The organism is Desulfosporosinus metallidurans (assembly GCF_001936615.1).
In the GTDB taxonomy this organism is placed as follows: domain Bacteria; phylum Bacillota; class Desulfitobacteriia; order Desulfitobacteriales; family Desulfitobacteriaceae; genus Desulfosporosinus; species Desulfosporosinus metallidurans.
The window spans coordinates 1-24,898 of record NZ_MLBF01000028.1 but is presented as its reverse complement, the minus strand read 5'-3'; the positions used below and the strand labels follow the sequence as shown (position 1 = coordinate 24,898).

The 24,898-nt window shown below is 40.9% G+C and carries 39 protein-coding genes and 1 pseudogene; 32 read left to right on the top strand and 8 right to left on the bottom strand.

Annotated elements, in window-relative coordinates; genetic code table 11:
* Window positions 1–59: 59 nt before the first annotated feature.
* The 3 genes and pseudogenes from DSOL_RS15830 to DSOL_RS15825 form a co-directional block, all read right to left on the bottom strand.
* A pseudogene (locus DSOL_RS15830) lies at window positions 60–689 on the bottom strand (Nramp family divalent metal transporter); the annotation flags it as partial.
* A gap of 191 nt (window positions 690–880) precedes the next feature.
* Window positions 881–961 carry a putative holin-like toxin gene (locus DSOL_RS30070; protein WP_427846749.1) on the bottom strand — a complete coding sequence of 27 codons (81 nt, stop codon included), beginning with the start codon at window positions 959–961 and terminating at the stop codon, window positions 881–883.
* A 122-nt stretch (window positions 962–1,083) separates the two neighbouring features.
* A complete protein-coding gene (locus DSOL_RS15825) occupies window positions 1,084–2,622 on the bottom strand; it encodes a recombinase family protein (RefSeq protein WP_075365801.1) in 1,539 nt (512 codons plus the stop codon).
* 76 nt (window positions 2,623–2,698) lie between these two features.
* Between DSOL_RS15825 and DSOL_RS15820 the strand changes: the two genes are divergently transcribed.
* The gene (locus tag DSOL_RS15820) at window positions 2,699–2,902 is read left to right on the top strand and encodes a hypothetical protein (protein WP_075365800.1); all 204 of its coding nucleotides are present in this window, start codon (window positions 2,699–2,701) and stop codon (window positions 2,900–2,902) included.
* 11 nt (window positions 2,903–2,913) lie between these two features.
* Here DSOL_RS15820 and DSOL_RS15815 read toward each other — a convergent pair whose 3' ends face one another.
* The 3 genes from DSOL_RS15815 to DSOL_RS15805 form a co-directional block, all read right to left on the bottom strand.
* The gene (locus tag DSOL_RS15815; protein WP_075365799.1) at window positions 2,914–3,285 is read right to left on the bottom strand and encodes a hypothetical protein; all 372 of its coding nucleotides are present in this window, start codon (window positions 3,283–3,285) and stop codon (window positions 2,914–2,916) included.
* A gap of 9 nt (window positions 3,286–3,294) precedes the next feature.
* On the bottom strand, window positions 3,295–3,843 hold the full coding sequence (locus DSOL_RS15810; RefSeq protein WP_075365798.1) for an ImmA/IrrE family metallo-endopeptidase: 549 nt from the start codon (window positions 3,841–3,843) through the stop codon (window positions 3,295–3,297).
* Between the two features lie 214 nt (window positions 3,844–4,057).
* A complete protein-coding gene (locus tag DSOL_RS15805; RefSeq protein WP_139314501.1) occupies window positions 4,058–4,423 on the bottom strand; it encodes a helix-turn-helix domain-containing protein in 366 nt (121 codons plus the stop codon).
* A 161-nt stretch (window positions 4,424–4,584) separates the two neighbouring features.
* Between DSOL_RS15805 and DSOL_RS15800 the strand changes: the two genes are divergently transcribed.
* The 5 genes from DSOL_RS15800 (at window position 4,585) to DSOL_RS15785 (ending at window position 6,580) form a co-directional block, all read left to right on the top strand.
* Window positions 4,585–4,869 carry a helix-turn-helix transcriptional regulator gene (locus DSOL_RS15800; RefSeq protein ID WP_075365797.1) on the top strand — a complete coding sequence of 95 codons (285 nt, stop codon included), beginning with the start codon at window positions 4,585–4,587 and terminating at the stop codon, window positions 4,867–4,869.
* Window positions 4,870–5,104: 235 nt separating this feature from the next.
* Window positions 5,105–5,305: a helix-turn-helix domain-containing protein gene (locus DSOL_RS15795; RefSeq protein WP_075365796.1), complete on the top strand. Its 201-nt coding sequence runs from the start codon at window positions 5,105–5,107 to the stop codon at window positions 5,303–5,305.
* Between the two features lie 68 nt (window positions 5,306–5,373).
* Complete coding sequence (locus DSOL_RS28025) at window positions 5,374–5,535, top strand: hypothetical protein (RefSeq protein WP_170871531.1); 162 nt, start codon at window positions 5,374–5,376, stop codon at window positions 5,533–5,535.
* Window positions 5,536–5,665: 130 nt separating this feature from the next.
* On the top strand, window positions 5,666–5,878 hold the full coding sequence (locus DSOL_RS15790; RefSeq protein WP_075365795.1) for a hypothetical protein: 213 nt from the start codon (window positions 5,666–5,668) through the stop codon (window positions 5,876–5,878).
* Between the two features lie 18 nt (window positions 5,879–5,896).
* Window positions 5,897–6,580, top strand: a complete 684-nt coding sequence (locus tag DSOL_RS15785) for a DUF2786 domain-containing protein (protein WP_075365794.1) — start codon at window positions 5,897–5,899, stop codon at window positions 6,578–6,580.
* A gap of 163 nt (window positions 6,581–6,743) precedes the next feature.
* On the opposite strand, the gene DSOL_RS27380 is transcribed toward DSOL_RS15785, so the two are convergent.
* Complete coding sequence (locus tag DSOL_RS27380) at window positions 6,744–7,355, bottom strand: restriction endonuclease (RefSeq protein ID WP_139314500.1); 612 nt, start codon at window positions 7,353–7,355, stop codon at window positions 6,744–6,746.
* Window positions 7,356–7,395: 40 nt separating this feature from the next.
* Here DSOL_RS27380 and DSOL_RS15775 point away from each other — a divergent pair, with 40 nt between their 5' ends.
* Genes DSOL_RS15775 through DSOL_RS15765 form a run of 3 tightly spaced genes read left to right on the top strand, consistent with a single transcriptional unit; the run spans window position 7,396 to window position 9,003 of the window.
* The gene (locus DSOL_RS15775) at window positions 7,396–7,740 is read left to right on the top strand and encodes a hypothetical protein (RefSeq protein ID WP_075365793.1); all 345 of its coding nucleotides are present in this window, start codon (window positions 7,396–7,398) and stop codon (window positions 7,738–7,740) included.
* Between the two features lie 13 nt (window positions 7,741–7,753).
* Complete coding sequence (locus DSOL_RS15770; RefSeq protein WP_075365792.1) at window positions 7,754–7,936, top strand: hypothetical protein; 183 nt, start codon at window positions 7,754–7,756, stop codon at window positions 7,934–7,936.
* The gene (locus DSOL_RS15765) at window positions 7,933–9,003 is read left to right on the top strand and encodes a hypothetical protein (RefSeq protein WP_075365791.1); all 1,071 of its coding nucleotides are present in this window, start codon (window positions 7,933–7,935) and stop codon (window positions 9,001–9,003) included. The genes DSOL_RS15770 and DSOL_RS15765 overlap by 4 nt, the downstream gene beginning before the upstream one ends.
* Window positions 9,004–9,098: 95 nt before the next feature.
* On the opposite strand, the gene DSOL_RS28020 is transcribed toward DSOL_RS15765, so the two are convergent.
* A complete protein-coding gene (locus DSOL_RS28020; RefSeq protein ID WP_170871530.1) occupies window positions 9,099–9,245 on the bottom strand; it encodes a hypothetical protein in 147 nt (48 codons plus the stop codon).
* Between the two features lie 96 nt (window positions 9,246–9,341).
* On the opposite strand from DSOL_RS28020, the gene DSOL_RS15760 reads away from it, so the two are divergent.
* The 23 genes from DSOL_RS15760 (at window position 9,342) to DSOL_RS15685 (ending at window position 24,526) form a co-directional block, all read left to right on the top strand.
* Window positions 9,342–10,052: a hypothetical protein gene (locus tag DSOL_RS15760; RefSeq protein WP_075365790.1), complete on the top strand. Its 711-nt coding sequence runs from the start codon at window positions 9,342–9,344 to the stop codon at window positions 10,050–10,052.
* A 572-nt stretch (window positions 10,053–10,624) separates the two neighbouring features.
* Complete coding sequence (locus tag DSOL_RS15755) at window positions 10,625–11,704, top strand: DnaD domain-containing protein (protein WP_075365789.1); 1,080 nt, start codon at window positions 10,625–10,627, stop codon at window positions 11,702–11,704.
* Window positions 11,607–12,476, top strand: coding sequence for an ATP-binding protein (locus DSOL_RS15750; RefSeq protein WP_139314498.1), 870 nt, complete (start codon window positions 11,607–11,609; stop codon window positions 12,474–12,476). Before DSOL_RS15755 ends, DSOL_RS15750 begins: the two co-directional genes overlap by 98 nt.
* Window position 12,477: 1 nt before the next feature.
* A complete protein-coding gene (locus DSOL_RS15745) occupies window positions 12,478–12,852 on the top strand; it encodes a hypothetical protein (protein WP_075365787.1) in 375 nt (124 codons plus the stop codon).
* A gap of 32 nt (window positions 12,853–12,884) precedes the next feature.
* Window positions 12,885–13,133 carry an RNA polymerase sigma factor gene (locus DSOL_RS15740; RefSeq protein ID WP_075365786.1) on the top strand — a complete coding sequence of 83 codons (249 nt, stop codon included), beginning with the start codon at window positions 12,885–12,887 and terminating at the stop codon, window positions 13,131–13,133.
* 19 nt (window positions 13,134–13,152) lie between these two features.
* Window positions 13,153–14,832 (top strand): DNA cytosine methyltransferase, encoded by a 1,680-nt coding sequence (locus tag DSOL_RS15735; RefSeq protein WP_235838849.1) that lies wholly within the window; start codon window positions 13,153–13,155, stop codon window positions 14,830–14,832.
* A 23-nt stretch (window positions 14,833–14,855) separates the two neighbouring features.
* Complete coding sequence (locus DSOL_RS30065) at window positions 14,856–15,071, top strand: helix-turn-helix transcriptional regulator (protein ID WP_427854416.1); 216 nt, start codon at window positions 14,856–14,858, stop codon at window positions 15,069–15,071.
* An 11-nt stretch (window positions 15,072–15,082) separates the two neighbouring features.
* Window positions 15,083–15,430 carry a hypothetical protein gene (locus DSOL_RS15730; RefSeq protein WP_075365784.1) on the top strand — a complete coding sequence of 116 codons (348 nt, stop codon included), beginning with the start codon at window positions 15,083–15,085 and terminating at the stop codon, window positions 15,428–15,430.
* A 130-nt stretch (window positions 15,431–15,560) separates the two neighbouring features.
* Entirely contained in the window at window positions 15,561–15,716 is a 156-nt protein-coding gene (locus DSOL_RS28015; protein ID WP_170871529.1) for a hypothetical protein, read from the top strand.
* A gap of 248 nt (window positions 15,717–15,964) precedes the next feature.
* A complete protein-coding gene (locus DSOL_RS28010) occupies window positions 15,965–16,120 on the top strand; it encodes a hypothetical protein (protein WP_170871528.1) in 156 nt (51 codons plus the stop codon).
* Window positions 16,121–16,319: 199 nt separating this feature from the next.
* Window positions 16,320–16,463, top strand: a complete 144-nt coding sequence (locus DSOL_RS28005) for a hypothetical protein (protein WP_170871527.1) — start codon at window positions 16,320–16,322, stop codon at window positions 16,461–16,463.
* Between the two features lie 63 nt (window positions 16,464–16,526).
* Window positions 16,527–16,670 (top strand): hypothetical protein, encoded by a 144-nt coding sequence (locus tag DSOL_RS28000; RefSeq protein WP_170871526.1) that lies wholly within the window; start codon window positions 16,527–16,529, stop codon window positions 16,668–16,670.
* A 100-nt stretch (window positions 16,671–16,770) separates the two neighbouring features.
* Window positions 16,771–17,919 (top strand): glycosyltransferase family 2 protein, encoded by a 1,149-nt coding sequence (locus tag DSOL_RS15725; RefSeq protein ID WP_075365783.1) that lies wholly within the window; start codon window positions 16,771–16,773, stop codon window positions 17,917–17,919.
* Window positions 17,885–19,204 carry a fibronectin type III domain-containing protein gene (locus tag DSOL_RS15720; protein ID WP_075365782.1) on the top strand — a complete coding sequence of 440 codons (1,320 nt, stop codon included), beginning with the start codon at window positions 17,885–17,887 and terminating at the stop codon, window positions 19,202–19,204. The genes DSOL_RS15725 and DSOL_RS15720 overlap by 35 nt, the downstream gene beginning before the upstream one ends.
* 8 nt (window positions 19,205–19,212) lie before the next feature.
* Window positions 19,213–20,238, top strand: a complete 1,026-nt coding sequence (locus tag DSOL_RS15715; protein ID WP_170871525.1) for a fibronectin type III domain-containing protein — start codon at window positions 19,213–19,215, stop codon at window positions 20,236–20,238.
* Window positions 20,239–20,257: 19 nt separating this feature from the next.
* On the top strand, window positions 20,258–20,776 hold the full coding sequence (locus DSOL_RS27375) for a hypothetical protein (RefSeq protein ID WP_139314496.1): 519 nt from the start codon (window positions 20,258–20,260) through the stop codon (window positions 20,774–20,776).
* Between the two features lie 36 nt (window positions 20,777–20,812).
* Entirely contained in the window at window positions 20,813–21,517 is a 705-nt protein-coding gene (locus DSOL_RS27370; protein WP_139314495.1) for a hypothetical protein, read from the top strand.
* A gap of 26 nt (window positions 21,518–21,543) precedes the next feature.
* On the top strand, window positions 21,544–22,002 hold the full coding sequence (locus tag DSOL_RS15710; protein ID WP_075365780.1) for a hypothetical protein: 459 nt from the start codon (window positions 21,544–21,546) through the stop codon (window positions 22,000–22,002).
* 2 nt (window positions 22,003–22,004) lie between these two features.
* A complete protein-coding gene (locus tag DSOL_RS15705) occupies window positions 22,005–22,268 on the top strand; it encodes a hypothetical protein (RefSeq protein ID WP_075365779.1) in 264 nt (87 codons plus the stop codon).
* Window positions 22,269–22,308: 40 nt separating this feature from the next.
* A complete protein-coding gene (locus DSOL_RS15700; protein WP_075365778.1) occupies window positions 22,309–22,794 on the top strand; it encodes a hypothetical protein in 486 nt (161 codons plus the stop codon).
* Between the two features lie 335 nt (window positions 22,795–23,129).
* Complete coding sequence (locus DSOL_RS15695) at window positions 23,130–23,480, top strand: hypothetical protein (RefSeq protein WP_075365777.1); 351 nt, start codon at window positions 23,130–23,132, stop codon at window positions 23,478–23,480.
* Window positions 23,481–23,498: 18 nt separating this feature from the next.
* Window positions 23,499–23,834 carry a hypothetical protein gene (locus DSOL_RS15690; RefSeq protein ID WP_075365776.1) on the top strand — a complete coding sequence of 112 codons (336 nt, stop codon included), beginning with the start codon at window positions 23,499–23,501 and terminating at the stop codon, window positions 23,832–23,834.
* Window positions 23,834–24,526: a zonular occludens toxin domain-containing protein gene (locus tag DSOL_RS15685; protein WP_075365775.1), complete on the top strand. Its 693-nt coding sequence runs from the start codon at window positions 23,834–23,836 to the stop codon at window positions 24,524–24,526. The genes DSOL_RS15690 and DSOL_RS15685 overlap by 1 nt, the downstream gene beginning before the upstream one ends.
* The last annotated feature ends 372 nt before the right edge of the window (window positions 24,527–24,898 follow it).

Here is a 24,898-nt window from a genome sequence, read left to right as displayed (position 1 = left end):
AGGTGCTTTTCGCTTCGCTTTGGTTGATGAAGTTAAGAGGATAGAACAAGAATGCTCGTTTAGGTATTAAACGTCATATAGAGCAAAACAGCGTTTAACGTAATAATGATACTAACTACGATTACCCCAATCCAGTTTGTTACTCTCCGATTAACCATTTCTCCCATAATATCTTGGCGTTTAGTGATCAAGAGTAAGGGAATAACTGCAGACGGAAGGGCAAAACTCAGGACCACCTGGCTCATAATAAGGATTGTCATAGGGTTAAAACCAAGGGCTAAAAGGACTAGGGCAGGAATGACAGTAATGATACGGCGGACATTGGGCGAAATATCAAGGCCAATAAATCCTTTCATCATGCATTCTCCCGCCATTGCCCCAACGGCTGAGGAAGACAGGCCAGATGCTAGAAGTGCCAAACCGAAAGCTCCGCTTGATAAGGATCCGAGAAGGGGAGTCAAAGAACGGTGAGCTTCTTCGATCGTATCAATCGGCAAGCCTTCCGAGTAAAACACTGAAGCGGAAACGATAACCATCGCGGCATTTACCAAGAACGCAATATTCATGGCGATGATGATGTCAAGACGTTCAAGCCGAAAGTGCTTTTGATTGGCAGCAAGATTATTTGATGTTCTGCGGCTTTTTACAAGATCAGAGTGCAAGTAGATGACATGAGGCATGACAGTTGCTCATACAGAAAGATGTATGATAGATGCTATTAGCGCACTTGCTCAATATGTTAAAGGGATATATAATTAATTCAGAAGAACTTGCATAAAATAAAACCAGGATGCGCTAACATCCTGGCTGTACAACTCAGCCGCAGAAATGGGCGACTAATTAGGGGAAAAGCAAAGGTAGCCTTCGCTTGACAGGTGGGCTACTTTTGCTTTGTCTTAAGTATCAAAACGACTAATGTCGCAAATGCAATCATTAGTGATATTGTTTGATACACACTCATAAGCCTCACCCCCTTTCGGGAGATTTGGCCGCCCACCCTGCCCTGTAGAGTTGTACATGCTAATTATATCACGAGGGAATATAATTGACTAACATTAGCCTATATCATACAATTCAGCTCATTTAACCAAAGGTGATATTTGTCTTGATTTCGGCGCCCAGGCTTAGACCAACGTTACGTTGGTCTATTCTTTGGGCTTCGATTTTTTTTACCACACTCAAAATAACGTGACGTCTTAAATTTGGGTCTTCCGTGTCGGCCAAGAGTACAAGGTCCTTAAATTTGGCCATAAGGTTATCAGGTCTTATTGGAGAGAAACTATCCTCTAAATCCTTTTCAAGGATCTTTCTTTGAGTTTTTATATTTGCAAGGGAATTTTTTATCTCGGTAAGTTGTTTTTCTACCATGCTTAGGTCAATGAGATCTTGTCTGAAGAGTAGTGTTACTTTGTCTCGTTCTTGATGTAGCCTTTCTTCTTTAGCGTTAAGACGTAAAATAGCTTCTTGAAGAGAATTATTATCTTCTTGTTTATTTGATTTACTTAATTCATCAGACATTATTTCAGGGTTTTTAAGGATGCCAGATATATATACCCACACACTTTCGTCCAGATCTTTGGCTGGTATCTGTCGAGCGGGACATTTTTCTGTAGATACTAAGTTAAACTTACCACTGATTGATCTACCTGTTTTACACACGTAATATGGTTTGCGTCTTCCGCCGCTCAGCACAGATCGCATATGTTGGCCACAGAGGGGACAGACAATTAGATTGCGGCATAAGTATTGATAGTCAAAAGGTTGTTTTGTAATGCGTTTATTGATTTGTAATTGCCTCTGTGCGGCTTCCCAAGTCTCACGGGGTATAATTGCAGGTACGGGAACTGCGATCCATTCTGAAGGCTTCCTGGTACCCCTTTTAAACTTATTTTGGCCTATCTTAGTTTTATATTCTTTATTTACCCAATGTATACCGGCATACGTTTCACGACGGATGATGTCATGTACCGTTCCCATGCTCCAACTGTTTTTTTCGGTTCTAGTGGGATACTGCAACTTGGCTAGGCGTGTTGCAATAGCCCTTATACCCATATGATCATCAACTACCCACGAGAAGATCTGACGAATCATTTCAGCTTCCTTAGAGTTGATCGTATAAATAGAGTTTTCCGCATCCCAGCTATATCCATAAGGTCGATTATTAGCTATGACCTTGCCTGACAAGGCCTTACCACGTTTCCCCCGTTGCATTCTTTCCCTGATTTTTTCGCGTTCGTAAGCACTTACAGCACCTTGGATGCTGTAAAATAGTTTTCCTTCCGGGGTATTTTGCCATTCAAAATTTACAAAGTGGAGTTGTGCACCACTACTTTCTATTTCATCCGTTATTAATAGCTGATGAGTAAGGTTACGAGCTAGCCGGTCTGGATCATAAACGATTACAGCACCAAAACGTTTTTCTCTTAATACATTGCGCATTCTATCTAAGGCGGGACGCTCCAAGTAAGCACCTGAATAGCCATCCTCTATAAACTCTTCCACGCTCAAAGCGTTGGGAAGCTCATGGGCTTTCTTTCGGCACTCAGAAAGTTGGGTATCGAGACTATATCCTTTTTCGGCTTGTTGGTCGGTAGAAACGCGAACGTAAATAGCTACAATCAAAATTAATTCACTCCTAGTCTAGGATAGGCCCAATAAATAGGCCCCCACGCATAGGATTGTTGTGGGGGTGAGACTAATGGCAAAAGTAATTATCACGATTGAAAGTAACTGGGATCATCTCACCAGGGCACAAAAGGATTGCCTATGCCGTAGATATGCAAATGTTTTAATAAGCTCCTATCTTAAAAATACAGGAAAAGACGAAACATTAATTAAAACTCTTAAAACGATTTCATTAAATGAACAATCTATTGTTCAAGAAGAGAGCAAAGAGGATTAAGCTTCAATAATTTAAAATGGTTCATTATCGTCATTGTTAATCGTTATAGCTACTTCTTTTGAAAAATTATTGTTTGCTGCTTGACCAATTCTTGTAATTGATCCACAAAATTCACAGTAAAATGCATCTGGAACATTTGGACGCCCACACCATTCAGAATCACTATCAGGAGCATTTGTGCAAAAATTAAATAATTCGGAACCACAGCGCTTACAAAATCTTGCATCATGCGAGAAAACAGTATTTTCGCAGAAAGGACAAGTTAAAAATCTGAAATTCTCATCAACTTCCACAATCTTTATTGACCCCATCTCCATCACACTTTTTTTATCATATGTACAAAGGTTCAAATCACCATTAACTACTTCCGGATCGCTGACCATATACAGTGTTTAAGTTTCCTTTTCGATTTTCCTAGCTTCATGTAATGATAAAACATAATCCTTAGAATAAATATTTAATTCATCGAGACGATAGGTTATTGCTTGCCAAGATACATCAAACAGATTTTTTAACTTAGCAAGTATACTTATCGTAAGTGGATGTTCGCAATTTGATTTCACCCATTCTCTTGGCATAAGTAATTCACGCGCAAAAATTTCTGCTTCCCTGTCAAGGATATCATGTTCCTCGTCGTTTAAGTTATCAATATCAAATTCTATAAAGTGATTAAGAATAATATGCCCCAATTCATGGGCTATTGTCCAATTTGTACGCCCCTTAATCATTTCTTTATCAATGCTTACAATGTATTTCTTTTTACGCCGAAATGGATCGTAGTATATAAACCCCTCACAAGCATCTGCATGCCATTTTAGTTTTGCATATTGTTTAATTAGCGAGAGAACAGGTATTGGTGGTTGGGTAAAAGCGATATTATTTAGAAACTTATTAGCTGTATCATGTACATAGCTACTTCTAACTTTGAAATTACTATTCATCTTCTTCTGTATTAAATCTCTTTTCTTTAGAATAACTCATTTTAAAATTAAAAATTTTAAAATGAGTTTTGCAAATATTTGTATATTGATTTTTACATTTGCATCTAAGGATGATCATTATTCAGTATTAATCCCTAAAATTCTAAATTCTCCTTTACCAACCCCTTAATGCATTATCTAAAAGAGATTAGACAAAGTGAAAAATATAATGAGTTTAGTCTTCGTCATCCTCTTCTTCGTTGATATAAGTTTCTATAAGTCTTAGCATTTTGCGCTTTTTTTCCGGTGTAAGTTTGTTATGAGCACGTAAAAGGACTTTTGTGCCTTCCGGCCATTGTTGTTCTAATGGCGAAGACAAGTTGGGCTGGGTTTTATCCGTATTACCAAGTAGATAGTCTACACTGACACCGAAATAATCTGCAAGACGCTGGAGGGTAGGGGGGTCAGGCCTTCTCGTTCCTTGTTCATAGTTAGCTATTTGTCCGCGCGAAAATCCCAGTGCTTTAGCTAGGTCATATTGGGTAAGGTCCTTGATTTCACGGAGATTTTTTAAACGCTGAGGCAAAAAGTATGTTTCCACATATATCCCTCCTAGGTATAGTTATATTATAAGACACGTTCTGTTTCGCTACCACAAAAGACACGAAAAGTTTCTAAACTGTATTGACAGAAACAATACGTGTCCGTATAATTAAAGCATTAGGACACAATATGTTTCCGAGATAGAAAGGAGGGAAGAACTTGAACAAGAGAGAAAAATTAATAAAGCTAAGAAACAATCTTCCTAGACCCAAAATAGCAAATAAAATCGGCATTACACCTCAAATGCTTGGTATGGTAGAGAGGGGGGAAAGAACTCCATCCCTATATTTAGCCAAGAAAATTGCTGATTTTTATGGGGTTCTGGTCGAAGACATTTTTTTTGAATCATCGGGAAACGATATGTGTCCGAAAAATGTTACCTCGACACTAAACCTTACGGGATGCAAAGATCCCGCCAGTAACGAGGCGAATATATCTGCCTAACAAGTTTAAAACGATACCAGAAAAGAGGTTGTGTATTTAAACATAAAAAACATCGAAAAAAGACATGACTAGAAATCACTCAATAACTGAGATCTTCTCAGGTTAACTACAAGTAGCCCTAGTCATTAATTTCCCTTTGTGAAAATCATGATGTTCAGTTTTTGTGCAGTTTATGTTCATTTTAGTTTCCATATGATTATGTTAAATTCTAATTAAATAGAAAGGTTGGATAAAGATGAAAGAACCAGTCAGCTGGGATAGATTGCCAGAGGTAATTTCTTCTGAAGAAGCTGCTGCTATTGCAAGGATTGGCAGAGTACAGATATATAAACTTGCTAAGCAGGACGGCTTCCCTTGTGTCTGGTTTGGAAAAAAGATCCGGATTTCACGTGATCTATTCCGGAAGTGGATAGAAACCAATGGTCAAATAATTTGAGTACGTGCTACCAGAAACTCAACCTGAATTAATTAAGAACCTTGAAAAATCAGCCCGAGGTGATAACCATGGCGGCAATTGTCACTATCACGAGTAATTGGGGTCAACTCAAACAAGAGGAGCAATCACATCTTAAAACTCTTTACGCACGTATCTTGGCTAAAGCTATTCTCACAGGTGGTCATGGCGCATCCAAGGATACTAAGGTTTTAAAGGCCTCCAAGGAGTAACCATATTTTACCACGAAATATAAGTTTTAACCATGAGACTAAAGAACCAATAAGCTTATGTCCTTATCAAGGAAGCATGAGATAGGTTTTTATCTTCCTAAAAAGTAATTTTCAATGGAGTTGAACCAAAATGAGACACAATTTTAATATTGAGATTCACGGCGTCAAGCTTGGAGTTATCGTCAATAAGTCAGGTTACTGGGGGATGTATAGAATGGCCCCAAAGCCGTTTGAAACTGAAACCATTAATCCGCAGACAGAACTATCCTACGCTTATTATGCTTTAACCCATAATCGACGAATTCAGGATGAATTACTTAAAGGTAAGCCTGTAAGACTGTAAATTTAGGAGGGATAATTCTTGGCATCAAATGAAAAAATTCTTGAGAAGCTCCGGAAGGTTCTAGCTAAGGCCAACAATAATCCATCGGTTGAGGAAGCCGAAACGGCTATGCTGATAGCTCAAAGGATTATGGTCGAGAACAATTTGTGCATGGATGATGTCAATCTTACTGAAGGAAATGAAATTAAAAAGGAGGCTGTAGAAGTTACTGTATCTGATAAAAAGCGTCAGATGTGGTGGGAAAAAGATTTGATAAGAATCATTTCGAATAACTTTCGTTGTAAATTTTTCGTAAGACGTTTCACTTATCGTAATAATAGTCATTTATGTCTAATTGGACTTAAGGAAGATGTTGAGATTGCAAAAGAAACTATCTCTTATGCTCTAAAGGCCATGACTTATTATTCTTCTCAATATGTTAAAGAAAACAAAGGCTCTGGTTTCTCAACAACGCAAATCAAGAATAGCTGGTTACAGGGGTTTATTCGGGGTCTTGAAGCTAAATTTAAACAGCAAGTAAAGCAAAACAATTGGGGTCTTGTACTTGTCAGAGACAAAATTGTTGAGGATGCCATCGGAAAACTAGGACTAAAAAAGAGTAGTAGTAGGGGGAGCTCAATTCGAGCAGGTGTTAGTTCAGCATATAAATCAGGGTATCATCAAGGGAATTCCTTCGAGAGTAGATCAGGAGTTTTAAGATGATTAAGCTTAAAAATGAAAAAGCCCACATCGGCTGCAACCGACGTGAGCGAACTGAAACAAATACTTACTTATTTCACTTCTCATTTTAAACGAAATTTCAGGTCAAAACAAGTGCTTCTGTATGTTTGTGGATTTCATCCAAGCAACAAGTATTATGATCGGTTTAGGATTTGGCGTGCAAGGTTCTTAGGGTTTCATTGTAACGATTCATCATCTTGATTAGCTGATCCCGATCCACCAGTTCCACCCGGTTTGATCTGGCAGCTTCTTTGGCACCAGGAGTGTAATAGTTATTCGTGAAAACCATCATCAGAGTCAAACCATACATGGCCTTTGAGGCAACGATGTTCTGCACTGCTTTATTATTTACCGTACTAGCGTAGCGTTTGCACTGGATACCCAGTCGATGGCCGTCACGATAGTGAATGATAAGATCACAACCCTGATCACCGGTCGCAGGTGTGAACTCAGTTTTAAGGATCTTATCTTTCTCTAAAACTCTAAAAAGCTTTTCTACGAATAACTCAAACTCATGGCCTTTCATTTTATCTACTTTGGCAATGCTGTAGGTGCCGTAAACCTTGTCTAGTTTCTGAATTTTCTTCTCGTGAGTTTTTTGAGATTCTTTAGTGTCTTGAGGTCGCTTTTTCCTAGAATTATCGGCTAAAAATATACGCCATATAGCACCTAATGCGGCAATACCTCCTAAAAATAAAGACAGCACAAGGATAATTTCTAAGAGTTGTGTCGCCATACCCCATGAGTCAATATTCACGGCATCAGTCCTTTAATTTGTAGTCAAGGAGGTTGTTTCAATGGCAGTTTTAGCACCTAAGAAATCAGTGAGCACCTTGCCCAAATGGGCCAAAGACGATATTTACTGGCATGGCGCCTTGTATATCCTCGGCTCAATGGCTGATCGAGAACCTAAGTTCCGTCCTTTACTACGTCAATACGTCAACTTGGATGAATCCACCATTGATTTTTTCGCCATAAAGCGCGCTGTTTCCTCCTGGTCCCACGGTGAAAAGATCATGGTCAACTTGGCAGCGCATCTTTTCAATGAAACACATGAGTTTAAGCTATCAGATCTGGATTATTTGGGTGGTGGTAACTCAAAAGTTGCTTTAAAGGCTATTGAATACAGATTTATGAGGTAAGAGAGGGGTAATTATGATGAATTTAGAGATCAACTTAGATATTAACATTGATATTGTTTGCGATGCCGATCGTCGTGAAACAAATCCTTTAGTTGGGTTGGATAGTAAGATATTTACCCTAGATGAAGCGATCAGAAAATACTCTGAATTGGAGTATCGTTGCGGATTAGTTCTTGGTTGGGACGCTGTGCCATGACCCCATGGGAGTTTATGCAAAAGCAAAGCCTTCCATATGAGGCAAAGGTAGTTCACGCCACACGAATAGCCCGCGAATTCGAAGACTGGTCAATAGAGCATGGCCACGACACATGTGTTAGTGTCGGTGGACTTGATAGTATTACCCTATTCTACTTCCTCAAGTCACTAGGAATTGACGCTACACCTGTTTCAGTTTCAAGCATTGAGGATAAAAGTAATCAGGAGATCCACAAGCAAATTCCGGGTATGGTTTTCGTTAAACCATACAAAAGCAAAGTCCAAGTCTTAGGGGAATTCGGTTTCCCTGTAATCAGTAAAGAGAAGGCCGCCAAAATTGCTAACTTGCAAATATCAAACAACCCAAAGCAAATTTTCATCCATGCAATTATGACCGGAGATATGGGGGAGCAAGGTAAGTTTCAGCATAGCGAAAAACTTAAGCTTCAGGACAAGTGGATAAGAATTTTTGGTGGAAATTATTCCGAACACAGACCCGACATAAGGTGGACTGCTCAGAAATCATGCGGGATTGCACCTTTCAAGGTATCTGCCGATTGTTGCAAATGGATGAAAGAAAAGCCTGTACAGGACTGGCAGAAGGCAAATAACATGATTCCTTATCTCGGATTAATGGCTTCTGAAGGTGGACAACGAGAAAAGGGCCTCATGAAAAATGGTTGTAATTACTATGGAAAGTCGACCATAAGAAGTTGCCCATTCGCGATATTTAACCGACAGGATATTTTACAGCTTGCAGTTGACTTGAACGTCCCAGTGCCTAAAGTATACGGCGAAATAGTTAGAGATTCGAATGGCGAACTAAGGACAACAAGGGCACAGAGAACGGGATGCAGTATGTGTGGCTTCGGAATTCACATCGAGAAACGGCCTCACAGATTCGACCGACTAAGGGAAGATAACCCTAAAGAGTGGGAGTTCTGGATGTATAAATGCGCGAAGGATAATAATGGCCGTGTGTTTGGTTGGGGTGAAGTTCTGGATTATATAGGCATTGGTTGGGAAAACGTGGTTTTGGAGTATACGCAAACTGAGTTATTTGCCTAAGTCGAAGCGGCGAAGAAAGGAAGGAGAGCCGTGGTACCCCCTTTGGTTAAAGTGAAAACAGGACAGCCAAGGCCGTCCTGCGAGATGTTTAATAATCAACTATGACTAGGAGTTGAACTTTCGTTAGTTAAGACATCTGTCTTTTCCGCTATTACTTCTGACTTTGGTGTTATTATTCCTGGTTTGGGAGTATTTCCTTGCGGTACGAATTTTATATTGTTGCCTTTACCTAAGGTTGCCATGTTTTAATCTCCTTTACATTAAATCTAAATTTAGTTTCTGCAAAAGGAAGAATTCTAAAACGTTAATTTATGCCATTTTGAATGGGGGGAAGTTAAATGAGTTTTACTGATTGCGAAGAATGCGAACACTACGAGGACGAAGACGAATGTTTAGGATGCTTTCACTCCGATGATTGGGTTGATAATTTCGTACCGATCACGCCTGAGAAAAAGGAAGATCGAGCAAAGGAACAAAAGCGTAAGTTTATTGCCAGTATCACAAAAGAGGAAATATCAATTGTCCCATCTCCAGAGTTTATGGATCGCTTAAAGCTTGCGTGGAAGTTCGCTACAAAGGTAGAGCATGAAAACGATAAATTATTTTGTGTATATTGTGGCAAAGACTATTTGATGGCGAGTGATACTTACCGGCTAGCAAAGATCGAGGCTGATTGTCTTGAAGAATTCGTCGGTAAACATATTGTTTGGGACGATGTAGAGCACAAGCTTTATGTAAGACCTGCGGATCATGTATCTCCATTGTCGGACGGGCAAGCCCAGGAAGTGCTTGATAATGCCAAAGGGTATGAGATCAAAGGATTAAAGTCCACAATGCCATTCAAAGATATTCCCCTGGATGGAATAGATAAGAGCGAGACTCATGTCAGGCTCAATTACGCTGTTAGGTTGAATAAATCCTATGTGAACGATGTTCTCGACGCGATACCGGATGATGAGGAAATTATAATCATCCACGGAGGCAAGCTAGAAGCGATAAGGATTAAGGCACTAGGGATTGATGCAGTGATCTTGCCGGTTAGGGAGTGATGGAAATCAAGTCCGTTTTTCAGCCTAGGAAATGTTTAGGGGATATCACGTTAGCAGAAATCAAGGCAGAAGGATTTTCATCAATGGGAGCATTTATAGATGCTTGGTTAGATCACTTTGGGTACTGGGACCCACAGGAAAGTTTGCAGCCAACGTCAGTTAGGAGGATAGCATGATAGGAGTATTGTTAGTAATCGGTTTGTTTGTCTCATTGTTTTTAATCGTAAATGCAGTTGAAGAATCTGAATCGTCAAGCCCGTGGCCTAGGCCTTGGGACAAGTCTATGAAGAGGTAAAGACTATGAACTGCCCGGAATGTGGAAATTTGGTAGTGCCGGAGGGCGGTTGTGTATACTGCCCTTCCTGCGGATGGAGTCCATGTAGGGGGTGAAAGACGTGAGCAACGTCAATCAATGTCCTGAATGTCTTAAACTGGATTACACAGTCGTCGATTATTACTCAAAGAATGGCGGAGTGGAGTTTGAAGTCAAATGTAATTCTTGTGGCACAGTATACTTTTATTTCAGGTATATTAACGAATTCTAATTATACTAAGGCAGGTGTTAAGGATTCATGAGATTACACAATCGTCAACTCAAAGCTAGCTTTTTTAATGACGGTGATCTCCTTCAGTGGCCTCGTGACAAACGATTTTTCTACGCAGGTCTTATACAGATAGCGGATGATTCTGCTTGCCTTGAAGATAGCTCATTTTCGTTTAAATTGCTTATATTCCCTTCTCCTCAAGATTCAGATTTGACGATTGAGCAATTATCAGTGTGGAAAGATGAGCTCATTGCTGAAAAGAAATTGATTAGCTACACCTCACAGGGGAAGAAATGTCTTTACCTAACAAATTTTCACAAACATCAAACGTTAAAGAATCCAAGTCTTCCTACAGTTCCATTGCCTGATTGGATTACTTGGATTCCTGCCAAATCTAACCCAAACGCTGGTAAATATGCCATAAACAAAGACATGGTTAGCTCTATCTTACATTCTTCTTGCGATGTACTTACTATTGACTTAGATAGTTCTTATAAAGTTCTTAGTAATGACTTACAAAAGTCTTATGAAGTTCTTACAAATGTCTTCCAACCTAAACCAGAACCTAAACCAGAACCAGAACCAGAACCAGAACCTAAAGAGTATACGGATGATGATGATAACGCGCAGGCGCGCGAGCAATCAAAAAATGAACTCTTGGATCTTAACCCGGAGGAGCCTAAAAACCCAGTCCAAGCCCTAGGATCCAAGGCTATAACCTTTGCTGAGGTAAACTTCGGTCGTTTATTGTCCCCAAGCGAGACTAGTTCAATCCTTGATTTTTGCCAAGAATTCGAGAACAAGGCAAGTCCTGATCCAGATGCTATTGTCATTGCTGGCCTTAAGCGTTGCATTGACAATGATCAACGCAAGATGAGTTATCTTAAAGGCATTATGCTTGATTGGATCGATCACGGAGTTGTTGATCTCAGCCATATTAGCCTTAGGGATAAAGAGTTCACTGAGGGCAAGAAAAAATCAGCAAATAAATTCAAAGGGGGTAAGGAAAGTGCAAAAGATATCAGAGCTGCTAGGCCTAGAATCAACGATTCAGCCGCATATGACCCTAGTGCCTGGGCTAAAGCAGGCTACGCAGTATCAACATGACTTAGTTTATACCTGCCCTGAATGTGGAGCAGTTGTAGAACCACTTTTGGTGGAATTTCCCCCAAATCTTGGTGGGCCAAGATATGTTCAACGTCGATGTCAATGCGAGTTGCAAAAAAATATCGACGCAGTTGAAAGGGCTAAAAACTTCGAACGCATGCGAAGGTATGAACGCTATTTCTCTTACTCAACACTAGGCAATCGTTTTGCGAGCAAGACGTTTATTAACTTTCTAGCTACTCCCCAAACTTCGGTGGCGCTAAGGGAATCCAAGCGTTTTACTCAGACAGCTATGAATGCTACGACTGAGGAAGAACGAGCTGATGGAGTGCTCTTGATCGGGCCGGTCGGGACAGGGAAAAGCCATCTTGCGGCAGCCGTGTTCAACAGTCTCAAAGAATCGAAGTCGTGTATTTTCGTAAATGTGCCAGAGCTATTGGCAAGAATCATGGCATCGTACAGTTCAAAATCAACCGAAAGTGAGGAGGAAATAATCAATGCGGTTAAACAATGCGACGTCCTTATCCTTGACGACCTCGGGGCCGAGCGTCATAAAGGTGATGATGACTGGGCAACGGAAAAACTTTTTACCATTGTTGATTTTAGGTACCGTAATATGCGTCCAATTTTTAGCACTACAAACTGCACACCGGACAGCTTGGAAGATAAAATAGGTCAAAGAATCATGTCCAGGTTACGCGAAATTTGCGATTTAATACCTTGCTTGGGAGATGATTATCGTAACCGCCATGCAAGTGAAAGGAGGGCCTAAAATGTCAGCAGTAGATCGGGCAGTGGAACTTTGTCGGCCTATAGTGAATTATCATGTCTCCCCCTTCAGGTGCTATTACTACAATCCTAGTAAGTACACCCCCATAAGACTTATGAAGTGGATGCAAAAATATGTTGCTAACCGTCAGTACATGACGCTTATTAAAGCCTCTCAAGTCATGGGCATGGAACCAGTACCCGGAGAATTAGTCATGCACCATGCAGCGAGGGACGGCTTCGATCATCGAAGAGTAAAGATCGGTAAACTCTCATTTTACTTGCTTAAAACAGAGGAAATGAGTTCTGGACTAAAAAAAAGGTATCAAGAATTCAAGGAAATGATGGCGCAAGATCTTAGTAAGAGCCTTACTCAGTAACGTATGGAATGGGGTGAAGGGGAGGAAACAAAATGTCAGAACTGCGTGAGCCGATGGAACTTGAGTTTTATCCCTTTTTATCAGATCAAAGTCGTGAGGCCGTTGACCAATTTTTAGAAAAACTCGACCCTCGTTTCAGAACGTTTGCACACAAGAGATATTTTGAGTGCAAAACTATTCCGCAAATTGCTGAAGAAATGGGGTATAGCGAACGTAATCTTTTCAAGTTTCGGAAGAGGATTTTAATGTGCTGGTACTTTCAGAGCCAGAAAGTTTCTTAGATAGAACGAGGAGATGGTTGTGATAACTAAATCATTCGAGGTTCAACAATGCCAGTGGAAAGTCTTACAATTGTTTTCAGGCAGTGGTGGGGCAACATTGGGTTTCCAAAGAGCAAAAGTTAATTGGCGGGGTATGCAAGGGAGTTTTAAAACTCTGGCCGGCATCGACGTTGACCCGAGAGCCTGCGAAAATTACGAATACCTTACCGGATCAAAGGCAGTTTGTATGGATCTATTCGATAAAAGGGACTATGTTGCTTTTCATGGTCATGAACCCTTGTCAAACTGGCATGAAGCTAATCCAGAAGACTTAATTAAGACAACCAATGGGGAGTACCCGGACCTGGTATTCCTCTCTCCCCCCTGTAAAGGGTTTTCAGCTTTACTTTCACAAAAAACCTCTGAGACAGAGCGTTATCAAGCCTTAAATCGGTTGGTTGTGCGTGGCATCTTTCTAACGTTGGAAGCTTTTAAGGATGATCTTCCTGCATTTTTCTTCTTGGAGAATGTTCCCCGCATTCTGACTAGGGGCAAGAAACTCTTGCATACCATCACTAGGATGTTGGAGTCTTATGGTTATGTTGTCAATGGTCGATCGCATGACCTAGGAGAGATTGCCGGGCTTGCTCAGCACCGGAAGCGTTACCTTTTAGTGGCTAGGAATCCCCGAAAAATCAGCACTTTCCTGTATCAACCACCGAAACAAAGAATTAAAAGTATTGGAGAAATTTTAGCCAAAGTTCCTCTTCCAGATGATCTGGCATCAGGTCCGCTGCACCGTCTGCCACGTCTCCAGTGGAAAACGTGGGTGCGCTTAGCGCTTATACCCGCTGGTGGAGACTGGAGAGACTTGGAGGAAATTGCTCCCGAACAATACCGTCTGGAGTATGTTCCACGCGGTAGCGGACCTTTTGGAGTACTTGATTGGGAAGGACCAGCTGCAACGGTAATCGGTAAGGCAAGTGTCAAAGGGAGTAATGCGGCAGCAATTGCAGATCCACGTTTAAAGCCCAGGGAAGGCCGTCATGCTTGTGTCTATCAAGTGGTTGAATGGGATGAACCAGCTAAAACCGTCACGGGTACCAGATTTGGGTCAGGAGCTTCTGCAATATCGGATCCGCGCACTGGATTCAAGGATAACACTCATCACATTGTTTACAAGGTGAACAAATGGGGCGATGAAGCCAACACTGTAACCGGGGCCTATCGACCTAACAACGGCGCAATGTCTATAGAGGATCCACGAATGAGCTGTTCTCCTCGTTCTGGTACCATGGGGGTTACTTCATGGAATGAACCAGCAAAGACAGTCATCGGGGCCGGTGATATCCATGCAGGGTCAGCAGCTATTGCAGATCCTAGAATACCAAAAGATAACGAAACATTAGATCCACCACCGATTATTATATCTCTTGATGGTACTTGGCACAGACCATTAACTACGCTGGAATTGGCAGCCATTCAAGGACTTCCACTTATGGTGAATGGCAAGCCTCTTCAATTCTCAGGCAATTCGGATGCCGTGTGGCGGGAGCAGATCGGCAACATGGTTCCCCCAGATGCTGGTCAGGTTATGGCAGAACAAGCCCTTTACGCTTTCATGGCTAGTGCGGAAGGGGTTTGGACTATGGCTGCAGAGGGAATATGGGTGGCTCCGGAAGGAGATATGCATGATCATGAGCCTCTTAACCAGCTTTAAACTTACACATCAAAATTGTCAATGTGGACTATATCGTAAACGAAAGGCTAGTAGAAGCACGCAAAGCCCGAGCAATGTCCCAAGAAACATTAGCCTATGCTCTTGGTGTATCCCAAAGAGATCTAGGCCTATGGAAAAATGGTCACGTTCCATTGCCCCTTGAAAAGCTTTTCGATTACATGAGGGTCTTAGAATTTCCAAAGGGATTCTTTTATCAAGAGAAGTGGGAGAGGGTATAGGAGGATAAAAAGTGAACAAAGTATATTTCTTTACTGAGAAAGATGCTGATACCGGCGTATTCATCGGGGCAATGACTTGGCGAGAAGCAAGAAAGATCGCTTTCACATGTGATGAAATTGATTGTGAGTTTATCGATGTTGAGGGACATATCTGCAAAATAGACCAGAAACCTGTCCTTACGGAAGTCAACGGGAAAATGGAATGCGACGACTTATTAAAAAGCGGATATGAGGACTTTTATTGGGAATATGGAAAATGCGAAAAGTGCTGCTTGGAAAATGGGCCAGTTTATCCTTCGGAAGGCAGGATGATTTGCTATGAATGTAGGGAGATAGAACGAAACGGACAACCCGTATGAAAATAGAGTCTAGATTCAGTTATTTTAGTAAGTTAGCGCCTAATACACATTAGGCGCTTCACTTTTAGTACAGTTTTTGTTCATTGCGCGAGCAGAGAATTCAAATCTATAATGAAGTAAGGTGATTAACATGAATTACCAAATACAAACGCCCCATGGTTTCTTTGAAGTGATCCAGAGCCTAAGCTATGGCGACATGATCATAGCAGGTATCTTAACCGTTATCGCGGTATTGGTGGGAATCAAAGTTATTTACGATGTCGCGGATCGGGAGGGATATATCTGATGTGGCCGGTGATGGATAGTCACAGTCTAGTAGCAATCTATGGTTTTATGATTCTTACACCAGTGATATCAGCCCTTTTCATTACAAAATTTATATCCTGGTGGAAATAGGTGATCAAATGGATTACAACTTTAACTACTGTGTTTTCTGGTTTCTATCAAATCCATTTTTAGTAAGTGTTGTGGGTTTTGTTTCATTGGGATTGGGTTTCTTTGTAGCGATTCTGAAGTTTGGTAGGTGATGAAAGAATGAGTTTTACCGTAGACATGTCCTCTGTCTACCAACAATTCGCGAATATCTTCGGAAGCTTAACCCCACTGCTTTGGCCGTTCATCGGCGCACTTCTCGCCTTGTTTGTCTTTGGTGGGATTATAAACATTCTTAAAACTTACCAGAATAGGTAGGTGAGGACATGTCTTTAACGCTAAACTACGATATCACTCTTTTTTACAAAGCGTTTGGATCCACTATGACTAGTTTATGGCCTATCATAGCTCCTGCTTTTGCAATTTTGTTAGTTGGACTTCTGATGGGTGGCATAATAGCAATTTTCCGTAAATGGCAAGAAGGCTAATAATATTTTAGTGAAAGGAAGTGTTAAAAATGAGTCTATCTATTGTTCCGTCAGACGTTCTTGGATACATTGGCAGTGTTTTCAATTCTATTTGGCCCATTTTGGCAGTTGGCTTGGGAATCATGGCTGTCCCAATGGTTATCCGGGCAGCTAAGAGCGCGTTCAGCCGCTAGGTTTAAGGATACTCAAATCTCAACACTATTTAGCTACTAATTTTAAGAAGGAGGAGATCTCAAATGAGTTTAGCAATTGTTCCTGGTGACGTACTTACCCAAATAGGTAGCGTATTCAATGCCATCTGGCCTATCCTCGCGGTTGGCTTGGGGATCATGGCTGTGCCAATGGTCATTCGGGCAGCCAAAAGCGCGTTTAGTCGCTAATCAAAATTAACCGGTGCCTCCCGGGCCGCCGGAGCCCGGAAACTAAGCTAAGCGGCCTAATTAGGCCGCTTTAGTTATGTTACAGGAAACGAGGTACGATATGAAAATAATTGCGTTCGTAATAGTAATATATTATCTCTATCACATGGTCTTTTTACTAGCCAGCTTAAGCATAAAACGGGATAAAATAGGCACGCCTTTAGGTGCCGGTGAGAGCCGTTTCGCGGTATTCATTCCCGCACACAATGAACAAAACGTAATTCGAGATTCGGTGAAGTCAATTTTTGCAGCTCACTACCCATCGGATAAATTCACAATCCATGTCGTGGCTGACAACTGCACTGATAAAACAGTCCAATGCGCTCGTAATGCAGGGGCTAAGGTTATAGAAAGACATAATCCCTTACAACCTGGAAAACAATTTGCCCTTGAATGGGCTTTTAAACAGATAGATTTAGATAACTTTGATGCTGTAGTTATCCTGGACGCAGACAATCATATTGATCCTAATTTTTTTTCAGTCCTAAATCATCACTTGCAAGCTGGACATAAAGTTCTGCAAGCATACGAAGAGACAAAGAATCCGAATGATTCATGGGTGTCTATGAACAATGCGTATATTTACTGGTACATGTTCAGGATGCAAATGATTCGCACGGCATTAGGCATGTCGGCTTGGTTGGCCGGCACTGGGGTGTGTATCAGCACTGAAGTATTAAAAAAGATCGGATGGAATGTTACAACGATCGTGGATGATGTTGAATTCACTTGCAAGCTATTACTTAATGGTGAGAAAGTTACTTTGGCTGATGGAGCTGTCATTTACGATCAAAAGCCTGCTAGACTGATGGATTCCATGAAGCAAAGGCTCCGGTGGATTCGGGGGCAAACTCAAGTTGGAATTAAGTATCTACCCAAGTTAGCAGCTTATGTTTTAAAGGAATCGTTTAAAGGAAATTATGGGCAAGCGTTTCGAGCATTCGATGCTATTATGTGGCTACCAATGCAACTCATCATTCTTGCCTCGTTTGTATATTCATTTGCTTCGGGTGGATTTTGTTATCTTTTGACATTGCTAATCACAACGCCGGTTTTTTATATACTCCCGTTGGTGGCTGAAAAAGTAAGACTTAGAAAGGCTTGGAAATATCTCGCAACTTCAGGAGCATTCTTTTTGACATGGATACCAATTACGGCATATGGGGTGGTGACTTATGGAAAGCAAGGGTGGTGGAGGACGCCACATTAAAGATTTAGTATCCAATAAGATAAAGTTGACTAAAAGAATAGCTTTGGCGGTAGTCTTAGCAATTACTTTTCTTTTATCAGATTTTACGCTAGCAATTGCATCTACTGATGGAACTATGCTTTATACACAAAGTGTTTTCGGTTCTGCTATGTGTGGTGTTATGTACGATTCGTCTAGTCCAACTGGTTTCCGGTTTGCATGGACGTATGGTGGCAGTCCAACGGGTTTTGGATTAACTCTCAATGGTGCGACAGTTATAGCTTATAAATCTTTTACGATTACACCAAATAATTATGTTAATTCCGGTGTTGCTGTTAGTTCGGGTGATACATACACGGTGCATATTGCTGATAATATTTACACTGGAACTATAAAAATATTACCTCCCTCGCCACCAATTGAATTACAAGCCTCAAATATTACAAAAAATTCCCTTGACTTATCTTGGTCAACTACCAGTGGAGCAACAAGCTATGTTCTCTTTCAAGATGGTAATCAAATATCAACTACAACGGGTACCACTTATCATATAACAAACTTAAACCCAAGCACCGCTTACAGTTTTCAGATTGCCGCAGTTAATGGTGTCGGTCAAAGTCCACTGTCAAATAAAGTCAACGCAACAACACTTGGAATACCTCCTATAGCCCCCAATGGTCTAAGTGCCGATAATATTACCCAAACATCTTTTACCCTTTATTGGCTAAAACAGTCCGATGCTACCAGCTATAACGTCTATCTTGATGGCACGCTAGCGGGAAATGTATCACAGCCGCTAGTGTACAATCCATCTTTTGATATTAGCAATTTAGCTGATGGTTCAACCCACTCCGTGACCGTTACCGCCGTCAACCAATGGGGAGAAAGTACCGCATCACAGCCACTATCCGTGACTACAACAGTTCCCACTCCAGTTCTTAAAGCTATTATTGATAATAGCAAGATCAATCTAACTTGGACAGGGATTGGAAGCAGTTTTGATATTATGGTAAACAATATATTAGTTACTCAAGCTACAGCGAGTCCTTACACTCTAACCGAAAAGCCCGGTACTTATCAGATCCAAGTCATCCAAAATTATAATGGTCAACAATATCCCTCAAATATCATATCAGTAAAGATTTCAGCATTACAAAATGTCGGTGCCGCACAAATGACAGGAGATCTCTTATCAAACACTGGTGTCGTCATAGCACCAGTAGGTGGTTTGATCGCATTGGCCTTGGTATTGAAGGGTAGTCCAATGCTTCTAGCAGCGGCGAAGGCATTTTTCCTGAAAAGTTAGGGGAAGAGGTGGAATTCTTGAAAAAATTATTTTGCGCGATAGTAATGTCAATATTTGTTCTGATAGGGAATCTGCCTGCGTATGCGACGGTAACTGATGTGAATATTGTTCCGCCTCTTCCGCCTACAGCACCAGTCAATGTTACGGTTACGGCAATAACCGACACCACGGCACAAGTTTCTTGGCCTGCGGTGACGTCTGCTCTTCAATATACAGTTTATCTAAACGGACAGGTTTATTCAGGATCCAATAGTCCTAAAGCATCTATGACAGGACTCACACCTCATACTCCATATACGCTCTATGTAATAGCAAATAATAGTGGGGGGGATTCCCCACTATCAACGACCGTCAATTTCACAACGTTATCCCCGATCCCAACAGCACCTTCAGCTCCTACTTTGACCACGACAAGCACGACGGCCAAGCTCCAATGGCAGCCTTTGACCGCAAATTATAATATCGCTCAATACACAATTTACCTTGATGGGCAGGTGAGTACAACAGTTAATCCACAAACAGGCATGCAAGCAGCAACGCTAAATATTTTAACTATTGGAAGTCATACCGTAGCTATCTCAGCCACAAATGACAACAGGGAAGGTCCACAATCTCAGCCAGTTTCATTTAAAATTAGCACTGTCCCAGCACCCTTGGGAGTCCAGATTTACAATAAATCTGCAGACACAGTATGGTTAGCTTGGCAACCTGTACCCGGTGCATCAAGCTATAATCTATCCCTTAATGGTCAACTGATAGGTCAATCATATCAACCATCTTATATTTTTCGAAACCTGAACGCTGATACGACTTATCAAATATCCGTGGCGACGGTGATGCCGGATGGGGAGCAGAGTCAAAGCACGAATATAACCGTTAGAACGGAACCATTGGCCCAGGCTGTGACCGTGACAAGATTAGAAAGCAAAATATTCGCCTATATACCCGATTTGCAAATGTACATTGAAATTTTATTTGCGGTGATGGTGGCACTCTTGCTAAGTAATACGCTTAAATTTTCATTAAGACGATAATTAGGGGAGCGTGAGGCTGGTGATGAAACGCTTTAATTTAGTTGCTATATTGCTACTAATCTTAACTATGTTTAATGCACATTCCGTATTTGCCTATACAACGACGTCATCGACACCTTTGGCACTTATAACAAGTAAAGCGTCCTATCAAAATTTGAGTGTCAATATATATGCCGACACCACGGATAATACTGCTACATTTACCTCGATTGCTGTTTCTTGGTTAATACAAACGGGAGATCAAGTTGCGATATATTGGATGGGTTCCAGTGGGGCCTACACTCAAAATATTACTAATACATTAGATTCTTCCTTATCTGGAAGTAATGTAACAATTCCTATTTCTACTGTTGGAGCACCATACACTACATGCGAATTAGTTATATATTCAAGTTCAAATACTGGTTATCGATACATGTGGGTAAATAGTGCAACCAATTCAAATGGGAATACTGCAATTTTCCCGGATCCAGACACGAGTAATTATGTACCTCCCTCGCCACCGACACCTCCACCGACGACCACATGCACCCTTTGAGACGTTGTAAACGCAATTAATGCGTTAAGTAGCCAGTTGGCTACTATCATAACGAACCAGGGCACACTTGCTTCAGAATTATCAAATTTAAGCACTCAATTAACAACAGCAACTAATAATCAAACAGCGATACAAACGGCCTTAACGAACATGGGGACTCAATTAGGCCAAATATCGACTAGTTTAGGAAATCTTACAAGCTATATAACGACTCCAACACCAGCTAGTCCTCTTAGCACCAGTAGCCTTGGATCGGTACCCACGTTTGATCCTACTGTGCCTAGTATACCGGGAGAGCCTAATAATCAGCCATACACTTATACGACCCCTGCTCCTCAATTACCTACTTATATTGCAAGCCCAAACGTACTTCCAACAATTCCCGATCCAATTGCCATGGCGCATGATACTCCTACTGTAAGTAATAATCCATTAACTTTATCCACTCCTATTAATCCGCAAACGCCAGCAACCTCTCAAACACCATTACTGCCTCAATCACCATTAACTACTTCCCCAGTAAAAATGGATACACCTTTACCGCTTTCATCTGTGCAGCAATCTAAACCCATAACACCACAAACTCCGATAGCATCTCAAGCACCATTATCAACATCTCCTGTGACGATGGACGCACCTCTTACTCAGTCTGTAATGCAAAAATCGACGCCTCTTACACCACAAACACCGATCTCTCCTAGCCAACCTTATACCATGGAACCCCCCATTTCTCCGAAATAGATAAAATCATGGAGGGATAAAATCCTATGTATGAATTTTTTCAATCAATATTTCAGTGGTTGCTTAACGGTATTATTTCAATTGCACATTGGTTTGGTGGAATTATTACAGGCTTATTTAATGGTATAAAAGCTTTCTTAATGGCCCTATTCGGGCCTATTATTTTATTCCTGGGTGGGATTTGGTATCTCATTACAAGTATTTTTAATATTATTGTCTTGATAGTTCAGGTTGTGCTAGGTCTATTAGGAGTTGTGACAGCCATTGTAGGCGGTGTATTTAATACTTTTAGTGGATTAATGGGTTACTCAGGAAGTACGTCCTATTACGCCTTACCTAGTGCCTACTCACAAGGATTTAACGCTGTGACAGGAGTCCTAAATCAAACGGGATTTAACACTATTGCGTATATAATGGCTACGTTTGTGTGGATGGCCACAGCTTATGCCGTTATCAAGATCGCAGGCGGTCAAGGAGGGAATTAAGCATGCATGCTATCGTAGATACTATATTAGGTCCAATCACAACTATGTTGCAAAATGCTCTCAATTACTTAGGTCAAATATCATTAGTGGCCGGGAGAGGCCTCAATCTAGACTACTTCTTAGGACCATTAGCCATGATGGGTTCAGGCTGGACAATGCTAGTAGGTTCAATTGTTTCAAGTGCCTTTTTACTTTTAGTAGTCTTGGTTGTCAGAAAAACGTTCGATATGTACCTAGCCTTTAAATCAGGCGTTAAGTGGTGGTAGTCAAATAGTAGGATTATTTGACCTAAAGGAGGTGAGAGAAATGTTTCATACAAATTCAGCCGATGTGTTAAATCAGATGTTTACCGTTTTAAAACTATTGGGCCCGATATACGCAATCGTTTTTGGCATAATGGGTGCTCGAATGCTAATGGAAAAGGGCTTAAAGAAGATATTTCCAAATTATAATCCTAAAAAAGGTAGAGGAAAAGGCAGGGGAAAGGGTAATTCCGCAAAGACCTCTATGACACGAGCTAGTTCAAAGAGAAAATCAATTAAAAAGGAATTAGCATCGTATATGGTAGGCGCTAAGGCTCCTACAAAAAGAAAAGAGCGAATAACTAGGTTATTGTCCGAAGCTATGAATGGAGAAGTTCATCAAATTAAGGACAAGGTATATATTTCCTATGACTCTAAAACGGAAAGAACTGTAGATGGAAGACCTCAAAGAACAAATCTTGTTTTTGATAAAAGTCGAAATGCTAGGTTTAAAAAGAGAGGAAAGACAATTGAATTTTCTTATGATTAGCGTTAATTTGCTCTTAGTAATTAACAGAAGGCGGAGAGACAATCTCCGCCTTCTGTTAATTAATGAGGGTTGATCCGATATCTCCTTTGTCGATGGCCGTTTAAACGCTTCTATAAGCTTTTATTTCTAATCCAAAAAGAGTGCAGTTTTTGTTCATTGTACGCCGCGTGTAATGGAAGGATAATTAAGGAAATGAACTTACATGAGGTGAAACTAATGGCATTTCAATTCTTTTTCCAGGCTGCGGCTGGAATTACTACCGGTGTAGCAAGCGTAATATTACCTTGTCTCTATTTCTATAATCGCTTTTTAAATCGTGGAAGGAGCACCAGAGGATGATGATACCGGGCTTGAGGAAGTCAAAATCAAACGATGATGTAATCTTAATTTCCCATTCGGAGATTCAAGTCATAGGGGTATCAGAGATCGATGAGGAATCGGTAAGTGCCGGATCCTTAAAACTCCCTCGAGCAGATGCTGAAGTACGTTATTATCCGGGAGGTGGTCGGGCTTTTGTGTATGGCTGGGAAGGGAATTACTTAGCTGAAAGTGAGCGAATCGCGGAGCTAGAACAGAATGTTGCTCTCAAAAATATGTTTAACTTCGGAACACAAAGCAAGCTGAACCTGCCGTTTTTTGTGATGGCTGCTATCTTAGTTGTTACCATTATCGTTTTACATCACTAATGGAGGAGATCAGAAACTATGGCTGATAATGAAACTGGAGGGAAATCCCTGCAAGATATTATGTCTGGAGATCTATTCGCAAATTCGTCGGGTGAACTTGTATCGGTCCTTAATTTTATGGAGAAGCATGGTACACCATTAAGCCCTTACCAGCTGCAGGGAATTGCTTATTTACGGTATATGCAAGCCAAAAGGGGAAACAAAGCTTATGAGCCCATCATCTCAACTATTACGAACATGGCCAAAAATTTGACGTTCCCCAGCACGTTCATTGAGGTCATAAATGCTTACTTTACGGGTCAATTCATCGACAAGCGCATGATGAATAATGCCCTCAAAGGAGGATCCAAGTAATGTATCTATGGGTCTTCCAGGGTAACTTGGGGGACGGTAAAACATTCGGTGCAAGTGTCCTAGCTCATTACTTCCAGTCAAAAGCTAAAGCGGCGGGAGTACCAGTTGATCTATATTCTAACTATGGTCTAAAAGGATCAAAAGGGTTAGATAACTATAAAGATTTCTACAACGTAGCTAGGTCCCCTAATTCGATTGGGATCATGGATGAAGCACATGTAAATCTTGATTCAAGGCTTTTCAGTAAGGGTAGTAATATCTATATGACACAGTTTTTCTTTTACTTCCGCAAATTGCACCACACTATGTTTTTGACGACTCCAAGCATACGGAACTTAGACAGCAGGGTAAGAAACCTAACGAACATCTTAGTGGATTGCCGTAAGGCCGGTGGATCTTTCATCTACAATGTGTATGACTATTCGGGGGAAAAGCTACTTAAGAGGCTATATCTACCATCCGCTAAGGTCAAGCAGCTCTTTGCGTGTAAGCTCTACAACACGGATAACATCGTTCGTAACGTTCAATTCCCGTCCACGGAAAGAGAATTCGATAAGTTTCTGACCGAGATTATTAATGCGCGAAACGAATTTTTATCAGGAGTAGTTAAGGGCCGAAAGAAGTTGAGTCAAGACGAAACTGATGAGAGATACGTTAAAATGTTAACTGAAGGGATGGAGATTGAGGATTGAACACCTTAGTTTTTCTTGAGTCACTTCCTTATGTGAGTGACAAAAGCAAGCGCATACCCGTTGACCAAGAGGATAGCGAGGTAATAAATAATGTCAGATTGGGTTTGGAAATTACATTGTCCACTTTGTGATTCTGAGCTTGTAATTGGTAAAGATGTAGACGACAAGGATGTACAAGCTGCAATTAAGGACCTAAAGTACACGGACTTCGGATTACAAAAGATTTCCTGCATCTGTAAGGATTGTATCGAGGCATATTTTTCTATACGGTTTTCGTCTATGTTTAGGAAGGGGAAATAGACATGAATGGAAACTCTCCATATGACATTATTTTGGTTCATAAACTCTTATCCACTATGTCGGATGATAATA